The organism is Pseudomonas putida, from assembly GCF_002741075.1.
In the GTDB taxonomy this organism is placed as follows: domain Bacteria; phylum Pseudomonadota; class Gammaproteobacteria; order Pseudomonadales; family Pseudomonadaceae; genus Aquipseudomonas; species Aquipseudomonas putida_T.
Genome location: NZ_CP016634.1, coordinates 321,099 through 335,404, shown reverse-complemented (window position 1 = coordinate 335,404; position 14,306 = coordinate 321,099). Strand labels below are relative to the sequence as shown.

At 61.4% G+C, this 14,306-nt stretch carries 12 protein-coding genes; 10 read left to right on the top strand and 2 right to left on the bottom strand.

Features of this window, described 5'->3' with window-relative positions:
• Positions 1 to 51 precede the first annotated feature (51 nt).
• The 4 genes from IEC33019_RS01870 (at position 52) to IEC33019_RS01860 (ending at position 6,848) form a co-directional block, all read left to right on the top strand.
• The gene (locus tag IEC33019_RS01870; RefSeq protein WP_070091682.1) at positions 52 to 1,341 is read left to right on the top strand and encodes a M18 family aminopeptidase; all 1,290 of its coding nucleotides are present in this window, start codon (positions 52 to 54) and stop codon (positions 1,339 to 1,341) included.
• A 146-nt stretch (positions 1,342 to 1,487) separates the two neighbouring features.
• Positions 1,488 to 1,652: a hypothetical protein gene (locus IEC33019_RS27460; protein ID WP_167358066.1), complete on the top strand. Its 165-nt coding sequence runs from the start codon at positions 1,488 to 1,490 to the stop codon at positions 1,650 to 1,652.
• A gap of 44 nt (positions 1,653 to 1,696) precedes the next feature.
• Entirely contained in the window at positions 1,697 to 3,835 is a 2,139-nt protein-coding gene (locus IEC33019_RS01865) for a mechanosensitive ion channel family protein (RefSeq protein WP_070091683.1), read from the top strand.
• A gap of 205 nt (positions 3,836 to 4,040) precedes the next feature.
• Positions 4,041 to 6,848, top strand: coding sequence for an RHS repeat domain-containing protein (locus IEC33019_RS01860; protein ID WP_212632831.1), 2,808 nt, complete (start codon positions 4,041 to 4,043; stop codon positions 6,846 to 6,848).
• Positions 6,849 to 6,947: 99 nt separating this feature from the next.
• On the opposite strand, the gene IEC33019_RS01855 is transcribed toward IEC33019_RS01860, so the two are convergent.
• On the bottom strand, positions 6,948 to 7,661 hold the full coding sequence (locus tag IEC33019_RS01855; RefSeq protein WP_070091686.1) for a UTRA domain-containing protein: 714 nt from the start codon (positions 7,659 to 7,661) through the stop codon (positions 6,948 to 6,950).
• A 324-nt stretch (positions 7,662 to 7,985) separates the two neighbouring features.
• Between IEC33019_RS01855 and IEC33019_RS01850 the strand changes: the two genes are divergently transcribed.
• The 6 genes from IEC33019_RS01850 (at position 7,986) to IEC33019_RS01825 (ending at position 13,241) form a co-directional block, all read left to right on the top strand.
• Positions 7,986 to 9,050 (top strand): ABC transporter substrate-binding protein, encoded by a 1,065-nt coding sequence (locus IEC33019_RS01850; RefSeq protein ID WP_070091687.1) that lies wholly within the window; start codon positions 7,986 to 7,988, stop codon positions 9,048 to 9,050.
• A gap of 109 nt (positions 9,051 to 9,159) precedes the next feature.
• A complete protein-coding gene (locus IEC33019_RS01845) occupies positions 9,160 to 9,966 on the top strand; it encodes an alkaline phosphatase family protein (protein WP_070091688.1) in 807 nt (268 codons plus the stop codon).
• On the top strand, positions 9,963 to 10,802 hold the full coding sequence (locus IEC33019_RS01840) for an ABC transporter permease (RefSeq protein ID WP_070091689.1): 840 nt from the start codon (positions 9,963 to 9,965) through the stop codon (positions 10,800 to 10,802). The genes IEC33019_RS01845 and IEC33019_RS01840 overlap by 4 nt, the downstream gene beginning before the upstream one ends.
• Positions 10,792 to 11,583: an ABC transporter permease gene (locus IEC33019_RS01835; RefSeq protein ID WP_070091690.1), complete on the top strand. Its 792-nt coding sequence runs from the start codon at positions 10,792 to 10,794 to the stop codon at positions 11,581 to 11,583. The genes IEC33019_RS01840 and IEC33019_RS01835 overlap by 11 nt, the downstream gene beginning before the upstream one ends.
• Before the next feature lies 1 nt (position 11,584).
• Positions 11,585 to 12,574 carry an ABC transporter ATP-binding protein gene (locus IEC33019_RS01830; RefSeq protein ID WP_070091691.1) on the top strand — a complete coding sequence of 330 codons (990 nt, stop codon included), beginning with the start codon at positions 11,585 to 11,587 and terminating at the stop codon, positions 12,572 to 12,574.
• Positions 12,575 to 12,587: 13 nt separating this feature from the next.
• Positions 12,588 to 13,241: an HAD family hydrolase gene (locus IEC33019_RS01825; protein WP_070091692.1), complete on the top strand. Its 654-nt coding sequence runs from the start codon at positions 12,588 to 12,590 to the stop codon at positions 13,239 to 13,241.
• A 91-nt stretch (positions 13,242 to 13,332) separates the two neighbouring features.
• Here IEC33019_RS01825 and IEC33019_RS01820 read toward each other — a convergent pair whose 3' ends face one another.
• The gene (locus IEC33019_RS01820) at positions 13,333 to 14,295 is read right to left on the bottom strand and encodes an NAD(P)H-quinone oxidoreductase (RefSeq protein ID WP_070091693.1); all 963 of its coding nucleotides are present in this window, start codon (positions 14,293 to 14,295) and stop codon (positions 13,333 to 13,335) included.
• Between the last annotated feature and the right edge of the window lie 11 nt (positions 14,296 to 14,306).

Sequence of the window (14,306 nt, the reverse complement as noted above, 5' to 3'; positions counted from 1 at the left end):
AATTCCTGGGCAACTGCGCTAAACTCGCGCCACTGCTGTCTGGAGTGAGTTATGCGCGATTCCCTGAATGCCGGCCTGATCGATTTCCTCAAGGCCTCCCCGACGCCTTTCCATGCCACCGCGAGCCTCGCCCAACGTCTGGAGGCCGCCGGCTACCAGCGCCTGGACGAGCGCGACAGCTGGGCCACGGTACCGGGTGGCCGCTATTACGTGACCCGCAATGACTCCTCGATCATCGCCATCAAGCTGGGCAAGCAATCGCCCTTGCTCGGCGGTATCCGCATGGTCGGCGCCCACACCGACAGCCCGTGCCTGCGGGTAAAGCCGCAACCTGAACTGCAACGCCACGGTTTCCTGCAACTGGGCGTCGAAGTCTACGGTGGCGCCCTGCTCGCCCCTTGGTTCGACCGCGATCTGTCGTTGGCCGGCCGGGTCACCTTCCGTCGCGATGGCAAGGTCGAGAGCCAGTTGGTGGACTTCAAGCTGCCGATCGCGGTGATCCCGAACCTCGCCATCCACCTCAACCGCACCGCCAACGAAGGCTGGGCGATCAACCCTCAGCTGGAACTGCCCCCCATCCTGGCCCAGGTGGCCGGTGACGAGCGCGTGGACTTCCGCGCGCTGCTCACCGAACAATTGGCCCGCGAACACGACCTCAATGCCGATGTGGTGCTGGATTACGAACTGAGCTTCTACGACACCCAGGACGCCGCGCTGATCGGCCTGAATGGCGACTTCATCGCCGCCGCCCGTCTGGACAACCTGCTCTCCTGCTACGCAGGCCTGCAGGCCCTGCTGACGGCAGACAGTGACGAGACCTGCGTGCTGGTGTGCAACGACCACGAGGAAGTCGGCTCCTGTTCGGCCTGCGGCGCCGACGGCCCGATGCTCGAACAGACCCTGCAGCGCCTGCTGCCCGATGGTGATGACTACGTGCGCACCATCCAGCGCTCGCTGATGGTCTCGGCTGACAACGCCCACGGCGTGCATCCCAACTACGCCGACAAGCACGACGGCAACCACGGGCCCAAGCTCAACGCGGGGCCGGTAATCAAGGTCAACAATAACCAGCGCTACGCCACCAACAGCGAAACCGCAGGCTTCTTCCGCCACCTGTGCATGGCCGAGGAAGTACCGGTGCAGAGCTTCGTGGTACGCAGCGACATGGGTTGCGGCTCGACCATCGGCCCGATCGCCGCCAGCCACCTGGGCGTGCGCACGGTCGACATTGGCCTGCCGACCTTCGCCATGCACTCGATCCGCGAGCTGTGCGGCAGCCATGACCTGGCGCATCTGGTGAAGGTGCTCACCGCGTTCTACCGTAGCCGCGAACTGCCGTGAGTGGGCCTGGGGCCGCTTGGCGGCCCTTCGCCAACGCCTATCGATAGCCTGTCGGCATTCTCGATACCTGCCCCCGATCAATCCCGCCTGCGCCCCGAGCCGCTATGCTTAGAGCATGGCCCTGACTTTCAGAAGGATTCCTGTCCATGACGTTCCTGTCGCTGTTCTTGCCGGTTTTCTTGTTCCTGCTGCTGCTGACCATCGGTTTCAGCCTGCGCGAACGCAATATCGGTGTACTGATGATGTGGATCGGAACCCTGGGTATCTTCGGCCTCACTTGCTGGAAGATCCTGGAGCAACTGCCCTCATAAACCTCTACACTCGGTCAATCGTTTGACCTGAGGTAGATTTCCCGGTGCCTGCACTCCTGCGTTGCCTGTTCCTGCTGTTGCTCGTGTTCATCACCCCGGTCCAGGCGGCGGGCCTGCCAAGCCTGCTCGGTTCGAGCACGCCTGCGCAGCCGGAAGCGACCGAGCCCTTGGGCAAATCGCTCGATGAGGTGATCAAGAACCTGGAAAACGACCAGCAACGCGCCAAGCTGCTGGCCGACCTGAAAAAGCTACGCGACGCCACCAAACAGTCACAGCCGACCGTCGAACAGGGCGTGCTCGGGCTGATCGGCGGTGCGCTGCACGACCTGGAAAAGCAATTTAGCGGCGACGCCAGCCCGTTCCGACGCTGGTCACTGGAAATCAACCAGGCTCAGGAGGAACTGGTAGCGCTGGTGGTCCCTGTGCATCAATGGCCCGCTATCCTGTTCGGCTTCGCCGCGATCATCGCAGTCTGGAGTCTGCTGGCCTACGCCTTCAACTGGATCGGCCACCGTGTGCGCCTGCGCTTTGGCCTGACCGAAGAGCTGCCGCAGCACCCGCGCACCTGGGACCTGGTCCGCTTCGCCTTGCGCAAGCTGGGCCCCTGGATGGTGGCGCTGGTGTTCACGGTCTACCTGAGCTTCGCCCTGCCCTCTTCCCTGGGCAAGTCATTGGCCATGGTCCTGGCCTATGCGTTGGTGGTCGGCACCCTGTTCTCGGCGATCTGCGTGATCGCTTTCTCGCTGCTCGACGGCCCACATCGCCACCGTGCCCTGTACATTCTGCGCCACCAGGCATTCCGCCCACTGTGGCTGATCGGCAGCTTCGCCGCGTTCGGCGAAGCGATGAGCGACCCGCGCATGACCACCGCCCTGGGCAGCCACCTGGCCCATGCCCTGGCAACCCTGGCCAACGTGGTGGCCGCGGTGTGCACCGGCCTGTTCATCCTGCGTTTTCGCCGCCCCATCGCCCATTTGATTCGCAACCAGCCGTTGTCCCGCCGCCTGACTCGCCGAACCTTGAGCGACACCATCGAGATCCTCGGCAGCTTCTGGTTCGTGCCGGCGCTGATCCTGGTGGCTGTCTCGCTGTTCGCCACGTTCGTCTCGGCCGGTGACACCAGCACGGCTCTGCGCCAGTCGCTGATGTGCACGGTGCTGGTGGTGGTGTGCATGGTGCTCAATGGCCTGGTGCGCCGACACGCGGCCAACCCCAAGCGCGCCAACCGCCGCCAGGAGGTGTACGCCGAGCGCCTGCGCAACTTCGCCTACGCCCTGGTGCACCTGTTAATCTGGTTGGTGTTCATCGAACTGGGCCTGCGGGTCTGGGGCCTGTCGATGATCAATTTCGCCGAGGGCGACGGGCATGAAGTGAGCATGCGCCTGGTGGGGCTGGCCGGGACCATGATCGCGGCCTGGCTGGTGTGGATCCTGGCCGATACCGCCGTGCACCATGCCCTGGTGCGTTCACGCCGGGGCCTGGCCAACGCCCGGGCCCAGACCATGATGCCGCTGATCCGCAACGTGATGTTCGTGGCGATCTTCATCATCGCGGTGATCGTCGCACTGGCCAACATGGGCATGAACGTCACCCCGCTGCTCGCCGGTGCCGGTGTCATCGGCCTGGCGATCGGTTTCGGCGCCCAGTCACTGGTGGCCGACCTGATCACGGGCCTGTTCATCATCATCGAAGACTCCCTGGCCATCGATGACTACGTGGATGTCGGTGGTCACCTGGGCACGGTCGAGGGCCTGACCATCCGCACCGTGCGCCTGCGGGACATCGACGGCATCGTGCATACCATCCCGTTCAGCGAGATCAAGAGCATCAAGAACTACTCGCGGGAGTTCGGCTATGCGATTTTCCGCGTGGCCATTCCCCACAGCATGGCGATCGACCAAGCGATCACCCTGATTCGCGAAGTAGGGCAAAAACTGCGCAACGACCCGTTGATGCGGCGTAACATCTGGTCGCCTCTGGAGCTTCAAGGTGTGGAAAGCTTCGAGTCGGGGTCGGCGATCCTGCGGGCGCGATTCAAGACGGCGCCCATCAAGCAATGGGAAGTATCACGGGCATTCAACCTGGCCTTGAAGCGCCAGCTCGATGAAGCAGGGCTGGATCTGGCGACGCCACGGTTGTCGGTGCAGGTCGTGACGGCGGGAGGGGGCGGGACCGCCGATTGATGCCCATCCGAGTATGCAATGGATGCCGCCATTAGCGGCTTTTCCACCAGATCAAACAGCATTGTCCGACTAGCAGTACACGATACAGCCGAATCAAGCTGATTCTTCATTTCCCTCTAGGGATGCGAAAAATCAACATGATCAAGGTAACTGCAAGTTGAGACACATAGAACCTTCACTTCATAACGGAACGCCTACGGTCATCGTGCGAGACAATCGTGGATTAGGCATCCGCGAAATCGCTTATCACCGCCATCCCGATACGCCCACGCAATTGGATGAACGCATCACCCGCCACCAGTTCAACGCGCTCGAGCAGCTTGAATACAGCATCGATCCTCGCCTCCATGAGCGCCGGCTCGTTGATGCGACAACCCAACCCAACAACCGGTTTCAGACTTCGCTGGTCGGCGAGATACTGCGTATCGAGAGCGTCGATGCGGGCAACACCCTCTCGCTCAACGATGTTCAAGGCCGCCCATGCCTGAGCATCGGTGCCACAGGCGCTCTCCATCGCTGGCACTATGAAGACGCATCGCTTGCGGGGCGATTGCTACACGTCACTGAGCAAATCGCCGAAGCCCCCCCGCGCATCACAGAACGCTTGGTCTGGGGCGGCAACACCCAAGAGGCCAAGAATCAAAATCTTGCAGGCCAATGCGTGCGCCACTATGACACAGCAGGTTGTCGGCAGACCGACAGTGTCGGCGTGACCGCTACAGTACTCTCCTCGACCCAAAAGTTGCTGGTGGTAGGTACCGAAGCCGACTGGCAGGGCCAGGACGAATCAGCCTGGGACAGGCTACTGGCACCCTACACGTTCACTACGTCATTTCGTATCGACGCTACAGGCGCCTCCATCGAACAACGTGATGCGCTCGGGCATGTTCAACGCCAGTCGTACGACATAGCCGGCATGCTGAGCAGCACTCGGCTGATCATGAAGGGCGGAACGACACACGTCATCTTGAAGTCCGTGACATATTCAGCCTCTGGGCAAAAACTGCGGGAAGAACAGGGCAATGGCGTCATTACCACCTACACCTACGAACAACGGACGCAGCGCCTTCTAGGCAGCAAGATCGAACGGCGTGCCGGGCGCAGCGAAGCGAAAGTCCTGCAAGACATACGCTACGAATATGACCCCGTCGGTAATATCCTGAGTGTGCACAATGATGCGGAGGCGACGCGGTTCTGGCGAAATCAGAAGGTCGTTCCGGTCAATCGCTATGAGTACGACAGCCTCTATCAACTGATCACCGCCAGCGGCCGTGAAATGGCCGAGATGCCCCGCCAAGGCACTAGGCCCCCCTCCCCCACCATCCCACTTCCGACAAACGATGGGGCCTATACCAACTACACACGTCGTTACCAATACGATCGCGCAGGCAACCTGACGCGTATCTCCCACAGCGCCCCTACCTCCAACAACAGCTATACCCTGGACATGACAGTGTCCAACCGCAGCAACCGGGCGGTATTGCATACGCTGACCCAAGACCCTGCAAAGGTCGATGCCTTGTTCGATGCAGCGGGCAATCAGTTGCAACTACAACCTGGCCAAGCCCTTCATTGGACGCCTCGCGGGCAACTCGACAAAGTCGTGCCACAGGCCGGTGATGAAAGCGCCGTCGACCAGGAAAGCTACCGCTACGGTGCAGACGGCCAACGGATCGCCAAGTACAACGCCCAACAGGCAGGCGCCCAAACGGGATATGTACTTTATTTGCCAGGGTTGGAAGTGCGCGCCCGTTTCAGGGACGATGCGATAAAAGAATTGCTTCACGTGATCACCGTCGGCGCAGCCGGTAATGCTCAGGCCCGATTACTGCACTGGGAAACCGGGACGCCGCCAGGCGTCAGCAATGACTCGCTGCGCTACAGCTATTCCAATCTGATAAATAGCGTCGGCCTCGAACTCGATAGCGAAGGCCAAATCATCAGCCACGAGGAATACTACCCCTACGGCGGTTCTGCAGTATGGGCCGCCCGCAACCAGACAGAAGCCGATTACAAAACCGTGCGTTACTCTGGAAAAGAGCGCGATGCCACGGGACTCTATTATTACGGCTATCGGTATTACCAACCTTGGGTAGGGCGCTGGCTCAGTGCAGACCCCGCCGGCGCGATAGACGGGATAAATCTCTATCGAATGGTGCGCAACAATCCGGTGACATTGGAAGATGGGATGGGACTGTCCTCCAAGGGGGTCTATTACGAATATGCCGCGCTCAAGGCGGCCCCTCAAGAAATACAAAATACCCGGATGGAGGTAGAGGCATTTTTGCAGAGCAAACGAGGCAGCGCAGCGCTGTACGTAGCAGGAGGAACTGTCCGGGAGGGCATAGGTGTACTCGCAGGTATAGGAGGGGGTGTACTGGGTTCCGTTGTACCTGTTGCAGGCACATTCGCAGGCGCCTACGTCGCTAAAAAAGCGGTGGAAAAAGCACTTCCGGAATTTCATGCAGTACCGGACACCGATATGGCGAAGCGACTGGAAAAAAAATCAAAAGGTGGCATAAGCCACAAAATCAAGGTGTTTAGAGAAGAGAACATCAATCTGGAGAAGATCGGGGAGAAAGCAGTCGACGTCACTGCGAACAACCTGGTAAACGGTGTATTGGAGGCTGCGGACCAAGCGCCACTTCCACTTTCTGTTCCCTTTTCCTCCATGTACAAGGGCACGAAAGAGCTGTTGAAATCCAAAAATACATCCAAGGTTGACCTCCTCCAACAACTGGCGGCGGACATTGAAACAACTGAGGCGCTGCTCAATGGATTCAAAGCGACCATCGACGCAGAATTTGGAAAGCTCAGCGTAAAACGCGAGCATATCGATCCCGTATTGGGGCGCTCGGGCTTCCTCGAATATTGCGTTCGCTCAAAAAACCATCCCGCCTTAGAGAATCACTGGATCAGAGAAACGGTCTATCGAAAAGCATATGACGCGGCCATGACCGGGTTGAACGGATTGAAAGCGTTGGTCGCCAGATATAAACCCGCCGCTCAGTAATCCCTCCAAGGTCCAAGCGCTTCAGGCCCGCCATGGAAGTCGGGTGAGCCAGGACTGACAGCGCTAATCCAGAACAGCAACAGCATGGGAACCTGAACGTTAACCGGCGTCCGCTTTAATGCATATCGCATCATGCCGCCAGTATTCCAAGTCACAATCGATCAGGTGCCCATGCTGATCGCTGTTGACCCGGGTGACATGCAACCCCGGGCTACCCGCCGAGACCTTAAGCGCTGCGGCAGCCGGTGCCGGCAAGGCGGTTGGCAGGATTTCGAAACACACCCGCCCATAGGCGATACCGTACACCCGCGCATAGATCTCGGTCAGCGACTGGCCGAGATCCAACTCCAGGATCCCAGGAAAGTACTTAGGGTTCAGGTAATGCTCGGCATACAGCACCCCGCGCCCGTCGATGCGCCGCAAACGGCAGATCTGCACCACGCTGGACAACGCCGGCAAGTGTAACCGCGCACAAATCGCCGCCGAAGCCGGCTGCAACCGCGCCGACAGCAATTCGGTACTCGGTACCCGCCCCTGCGCCCGGACCATGGCATGGAAGTGACTGCGCTCAATCAGATCGTACGTCAGCCGCTCCGGCGCCACGAACCAGCCCCGCCGCTCCTCGCGATAGATCAGCCCCTGGGCTTCCAGCTGCACCAGCGCCTCGCGCAAGGTGATGCGCGTGGTGTCGAACACCTCACTGAGCTTGCGCTCGGCCGGCAGCTTGCCGCCCGGTGCCAGCAAGCCGTGTTCGATCTGCTCCTGCAAGGCATGACAGATAGCTGTTACCGCGCGCGGTGGCGTCGAGTGCATCAAGGGTTACCTATATGGACTAGTCCAGCCCCAATGTTGGGCAATTGGAGAATAGTGCAAGCCTAGGGACGACTGATGAACATCCCGTGACAAAGACTACCAGTGCTGGCGCGGGAAACGAGCAAGGCCTTGCGAATAAAGGCCTGCGATCTGGTCTACGCTGTAGTGCCAAGGCCTGCATCACAGGGCTGCGGCCCTGCCCGTACATCAAACTGTCACGCAACCGGCCTACCTTGGCTCGAGGTTTGCTGACCTAGACCAAAGGTTCGCGAGCGAAGGTTTTTTCCAAAACAACACTGCAAGACCCCACCAAAGGAGCTTCGGATGAAAAAGTTCTTCATGGCGTCACTGCTGGGCTCGGCCATCGCCCTGTGTACATCGGCCATGGCCGCCGATCCCGACCTCAAGGCCCTGGAAGAAGCCGCCCGCAAGGAAGGCACCATCAACAGCGTGGGCATGCCTGATGCCTGGGCCAACTGGAAAGGCACCTGGGCGGACCTTGCCAGTAAATATGGGCTCAAGCACAGCGACACCGACATGAGCTCGGCGCAGGAGATCGCCAAGTTCGACGCCGAGAAGGACAACGCCAGTGCCGACATCGGTGACGTGGGCGCCGCCTTCGGCCCCATCGCCGCCACCAAGGGCGTGACCCAGCCGTACAAACCCAGCACCTGGGACCAAGTGCCGGAGTGGGCCAAGGACAAGGACGGCCATTGGGCCCTGGCCTATACCGGTACTATTGCGTTCATCATCAACAAGGACCTGGTCAAGGAAGGCGAGCGTCCGAAAACCTGGCACGACCTGGAAAAAGGCAAGTACAAGGTCGCCATCGGCGACGTAGGCACCGCCGCCCAGGCCGCCAACGGCGTACTCGCCGCGGCCATCGCCTATAAAGGCGACGAGAGCAACCTCCAGCCGGGCCTGCAGTTGTTCACCAAACTGGCCCAGCAAAAGCGCCTGTCGCTGGCCAACCCGACCATCCAGACCCTGGAGAAGGGGGAAGTGGAAGTTGGCGTGGTGTGGGACTTCAACGGCCTGAGCTATCGCGAACAGATCGACCCCAAGCGCTTCGAGGTACTGATCCCGTCCGACGGCTCGGTGATCTCCGGTTACACCACTATCATCAACAAATACGCCAAGCACCCCAACGCTGCCAAGTTGACGCGTGAGTACATTTTCAGTGATGCCGGCCAGACCAACCTTGCCATCGGCCACGCCCGTCCGATTCGCGCCGAGCACCTGAAGCTGCCGGCCGAGGTGCAGGCCAAGCTGCTGCCGAACGAACAGTACAGCGCCGCCCAACCGATCAAGAACGCCGAGGCCTGGGAAGCCACCTCCAAGAAGCTGCCGCAGATGTGGCAGGAGCAAGTGATCATCGAGATGGAATAACACAGCTTCAAGTTTCAAGCTGCAAGCTTCAAGTCAAAAGCAGGTGATCGACATGCCTGCTGCTTCTTACCGCTTGTAGCTTGCAGCTTGAGTTCCACTGGGAGCCACCATGCAACACAACGTCATCCTGGTCCTGCTCGACGGCCTCAACCATCAGGTGGCCCATCATGCCATGGGCCACCTGCATGCCTACGTCGAGGCAGACCGCGCCGCGCTGTACCGCGTGGAATGCGAGCTGCCGTCGCTGTCACGCCCCCTGTACGAGTGCATCCTCACTGGCGTCCCGCCGATCGACAGCGGCATCGTGCACAACAACATCACACGCTTGTCCAACCAACGCAGTGTCTTCCATTACGCCCGCGAAGCGGGCCTGGGGACCGCGGCGGCCGCTTACCATTGGTTCAGCGAGCTGTACAACCGCTCGCCCTTCGACCCGTTGCGCGACCGTCACACCCACGCGCCGAAGCTGCCGATCCAGCACGGCCTGTTCTATTACGCCGACCACTATCCCGACTCACACCTGCTGGCCGACGCTGAGTACCTGCGCCGGCGCCATGCACCGAACTTTCTGCTGGTGCACCCGATGAACATCGACGACGCCGGGCACCGCCATGGCCTGGACAGCAGCCAATACCGAAATGCCGCCCGCAGTGTCGATATCCTGCTGGCCGACTACCTGCCGCTGTGGTTGCGAGAGGGCTATCAGGTGCTGGTGACCGCCGACCATGGCATGAACAACGACCGCTCGCACAATGGTCTGCTGGCCGAGGAGCGCGAAGTGCCTTTGTTCGTGTTCGGCGAGGCATTCAGCCTGGACCCTGCGGCCACGCCCTTGCAGACCGAACTGTGCGGCACGATCTGCGAGCTACTCGGTGCAGCCCATGACAAACCCGTGTGCAGGGAGCTGCTTAAGTGAATGCTAGCCAACGTGGCCGCTACCTGGCCCTGCTCTGCCTGCTTCCGTTCGCCGTTTTCTTCATCGTTTTCCAGATCGCGCCATTGGCCTGGGTGGCCATCAACAGCCTGCAGAGTGAAAGCGGCTGGGGCCTGGACAACTTCAGCAAGATCTTTGCCTCCAAGTTCTACCTGCAGGCGCTGCAGCGCAGCCTGGAGATCAGCTTCTGGTCGAGCCTGTTCGGCATCGTCATCGCTACCCTGGGCGCCTATTCCCTGCGCCAGGTGGACTCACGCCTGCGCGATTTCGTCAGCGCCTTCGCCAACATGACCAGCAACTTCACCGGCGTGCCACTGGCGTTCGCCTTCATCATCCTGCTGGGCTTCAACGGAGCACTGACCCTGCTGCTCAAGCAAGTGGGTCTGTTGGAGGATTTCAGCATCTACTCCAAGAGCGGCCTGATCCTGGTGTACACCTACTTCCAGATTCCCCTCGGCGTGCTGCTGCTCTACCCGGCCTTCGATGCCCTGCGTGAGGACTGGCGCGAGTCGGCGGCGCTGCTGGGTGCCAGCCACTGGCAGTTCTGGCGCTACATCGGCCTGCCGGTGCTGACGCCAGCGTTGCTGGGGACGTTCGTGATCCTGCTGGCCAACGCCCTGGGCGCCTATGCCACCGTCTACGCCCTGACCACCGGCAACTTCAACGTGCTGCCCATCCGTATCGCGGCCCTGGTGGCTGGCGACATCACCCTGGACCCGAACCTGGCCAGTGCCTTGGCCATGGTGCTGGTGGGTCTGATGACACTGGTCACCGTGGTCCATCAATGGCTGCTCAAGAGGAGCTACCATGCGCGCTGAACCTCGCACCAACCTCTACCATCGGGTCGTGGTGTACCTGTTGTTCATCATCCTGCTGCTGCCCTTGGCCGGCACCCTGCTCTACTCCCTGGCCACCAGTTGGTCGGCGAGCCTGCTGCCCAGTGGCCTGACCTTCAAGTGGTACCTGGCGCTGTGGGGCGAGCCGCGCTTTCTCGCGGCCTTCGGCCAGTCGCTGCTGGTGTGCGTGGGTGCGCTGCTGCTGTCGGTGGTGCTGATCCTGCCGTTGCTGTTCGTGGTGCATTACCACTTCCCGCGGCTGGACGCGCTGATGAACATCCTCATCCTGCTGCCGTTCGCCGTACCACCGGTGGTGTCCTCGGTGGGCCTGCTGCAACTGTATGGCAGCGGCCCGATGGCCATGGTCGGTACGCCGTGGATCCTGATCGGCTGCTACTTCACCATCGCCCTGCCCTTCATGTACCGGGCTATCACCAACAACCTGCAGGCGATCAACCTGCGCGACCTGATGGACGCGGCCCAACTGCTCGGCGCCAGTACCTGGCAGGCCGCATTCCTGGTGGTGCTGCCGAACCTGCGCAAGGGCCTGATGGTGGCGTTGCTATTGTCGTTTTCCTTCCTGTTCGGCGAATTCGTCTTCGCCAACCTGCTGGTGGGTACACGCTACGAGACCTTGCAGGTCTACCTGAACAACATGCGCAACAGCAGCGGCCATTTCAACAGCGCACTGGTAATCTCCTACTTCGCCTTCGTGCTGGTGCTGACCTGGGTCGCCAATCGCCTGAACAAGGACAAATCCTGACATGAGCTTCGTCAGCGTACAGAAACTGCACAAAAGCTATGCCGGCAGCCCGGTGTTCCATGACATCGACTGCCAGATCGAACGCGGCGAGTTCGTCACCCTGCTGGGCCCTTCCGGCTGCGGCAAGTCGACCCTGCTGCGTTGCATCGCCGGCCTCACCCCGGTGGACAGCGGCCGGATCCTGCTCGACGGCCAGGACCTGGTGCCCGTCAGCCCGCAGAAGCGCGGCATCGGCATGGTGTTCCAGAGCTATGCACTGTTTCCCAACATGACCGTGGAACAGAACGTGGCCTTTGGCCTGCGCATGCAGAGGACCAAGGCCGACGAGAGCCAGGCCCGGGTCCGTGAAGCCCTCGAGCTGGTAGAGCTTGGCAGTTTTGCCGGGCGCTACCCGCACCAGCTCTCCGGCGGCCAGTGCCAACGCGTGGCCCTGGCCCGTTCGCTGGTGACCCGCCCACGCCTGCTGCTGCTCGACGAGCCGCTCTCGGCCCTGGATGCGCGCATCCGCAAGCACCTGCGCGAACAGATCCGTGCCATCCAGCGCGAACTCGGGCTGACCACCATTTTCGTCACCCACGACCAGGAAGAAGCGCTGACGATGTCCGACCGCATCTTCCTGATGAACCAAGGGCGCATCGTCCAGAGCGGCGACGCCGAAACCCTTTATACAGCGCCTGTGGACCTGTTCGCCGCAGGCTTCATCGGCAACTACAACCTGCTCGATCCGGACGCCGCCAGTCGCCTGCTGCAACGCCCGGTGGCCGCCCGCCTGGCGATCCGCCCGGAAGCGATCAGCCTACACCTGGACGGCGAGCTCGACGGCCAGGTGAACAGCCACAGCCTGCTGGGCAACGTCATTCGTTATCGGGTACAGGTACGGGGCGTGGAACTGGTGGTGGACGTGCTCAATCGCTCGTCGGCCGACCTGCATGCCGATGGCCAGCGGGTATCCTTGTCGATCGATCCCACGGCGCTACGAGAAGTGGCCTAAGGAGAAACACGCAATGGCATTGGCAATTTTCGATCTGGACGAAACCCTCATCCACGGTGACTGCGCCTCGCTGTGGAGCAAGCAGATGGCCCAACTGGGCTGGGTCGACGGCAAGGAATTCCTGCGCCGTGACCAGGAATTGATGGAAGCCTATGGCAAGGGCCACCTGCAGATGGAGGAATACATGGCCTTCAGCCTGGAGCCGATCGCCGGGCGTACGCTCGAAGAAGTCGAGCACCTGATCGAGCCCTGGGTCGAGGATGTGATCGAGCCGATCATCTATGGCGACGCCTGCCGCTGCATCGCCGAGCATCGCAAGCGCGGTGACCGCATCCTGATCATCTCCGCCTCGGGCACCCATCTTGTAGGACCAATCGCGGCACGCCTGGGGGTGGACGAATACCTGGCCATCGAACTGGAAGCGGTGAATGGCGTGTACACCGGCAAGACCCATGGCGTGCTGACCTACCGCGAAGGCAAGATCACCCGCCTGCTGGAGTGGCTGGATCAGGAGCAGGAGAATCTGGAGGGGGCGAGCTTCTATTCAGACTCGCGCAATGACCTGCCCTTGTTGTTGACGGTCGACTACCCGCATGTAGTCAACCCGGACTCGGTGTTGCGCGAGCATGCGCAGACCAATGGGTGGCCGATCCTGAGCTGGAGCTGATATTCGCAGCATCTGTTCCGACCTTTCGCGGGTAAACCCGCTCCCACACGAGCAGTGAGAGCGGATTTAACCGCGAATGGACCAGCCCGGTTTATGCCAAGCCAGGGTCGATCACCAGCACCAGCTTGCCCGACACTTGGTTGCTCGCAAGCTCCGCAAACGCTGCCTCGGCAAAGGCCACCGGATACGTGTCCACCAGTTGCGGCGAAAGCCGTCCTTCGCTGAACAGCGGCCATACCTGTTGGCCCAGGTCACGCAACAGCTCACCCTTGAAGGCATCGTCACGGCTGCGCAGCGTCGAGCCCGTGACCTGCACCCGCTTGGTCAGCAGTTGCGCCAGGTCCAGCTCAGCCTTGCGCCCGCCCATCAGGCCGATGATCACCCAACGACCGTCGCGTGCCAGCAGCTTGAGGTTGAGCGGCCCATAGCTGGCGCCTACGGGATCGAGGATCACATCGAACGGGCCGAAGCCCTCCAGCGCGTCCAGGTTCTCGTTGCGCACCACGCCACCAGCCGCACCCAGCGCCTGACAGTACGCCAGACGATCCTGCGAGCCGACGCTGACCCACACCGGGTTGCCGAACGCCTTGCACAACTGGATCGCCGCAGAGCCCACGCCACTGGCTCCGGCATGCACCAGTACCTTCTCACCCGCCTGCAGGCCAGCCAATTGAAAGAGGTTCAGCCAGGCCGTGGCATACACCTCGGGAATCGCCGCCGCCTCGTGCAGGCTCAGGCCTTCGGGGACCGGCAGGACATGACGGGCATCCACCACCACTTCCTCGGCCATGCCGCCACCGGCCAGCAACGCGCAGACCCGGTCGCCAATGCGCCAATCGGCGCCTGGACCGACTTCCTCGATCACCCCGGCGCACTCCAGGCCCAGGTAAGGGCTGGCACCTGGGGGCGGCGGGTACAAGCCCGCGCGCTGGAGCAGGTCGGCACGGTTGAGCCCCGCTGCTGCCACACGGATTCGGACCTGACCCGCATCACAGGCCGGGCGCTCGGCGTCTACCCAGGCCACATGTCCGTCAACGCCTTGCAATGCCTTCACAGTGCCTCCAT

Bases quoted from the DNA above. Each gene is read 5' to 3' on its own strand.
- IEC33019_RS01855 (WP_070091686.1), bottom strand. From the start codon at position 7,661: ATGCACTCGACGCCACCGCGCGCGGTAACAGCTATCTGTCATGCCTTG.
- IEC33019_RS01845 (WP_070091688.1), top strand. From the start codon at position 9,160: ATGCAACACAACGTCATCCTGGTCCTGCTCGACGGCCTCAACCATCAG.
- IEC33019_RS01825 (WP_070091692.1), top strand. From the start codon at position 12,588: ATGGCATTGGCAATTTTCGATCTGGACGAAACCCTCATCCACGGTGAC.
- IEC33019_RS27460 (WP_167358066.1), top strand. From the start codon at position 1,488: ATGACGTTCCTGTCGCTGTTCTTGCCGGTTTTCTTGTTCCTGCTGCTG.
- IEC33019_RS01835 (WP_070091690.1), top strand. From the start codon at position 10,792: ATGCGCGCTGAACCTCGCACCAACCTCTACCATCGGGTCGTGGTGTAC.
- IEC33019_RS01830 (WP_070091691.1), top strand. From the start codon at position 11,585: ATGAGCTTCGTCAGCGTACAGAAACTGCACAAAAGCTATGCCGGCAGC.
- IEC33019_RS01850 (WP_070091687.1), top strand. From the start codon at position 7,986: ATGAAAAAGTTCTTCATGGCGTCACTGCTGGGCTCGGCCATCGCCCTG.
- IEC33019_RS01870 (WP_070091682.1), top strand. From the start codon at position 52: ATGCGCGATTCCCTGAATGCCGGCCTGATCGATTTCCTCAAGGCCTCC.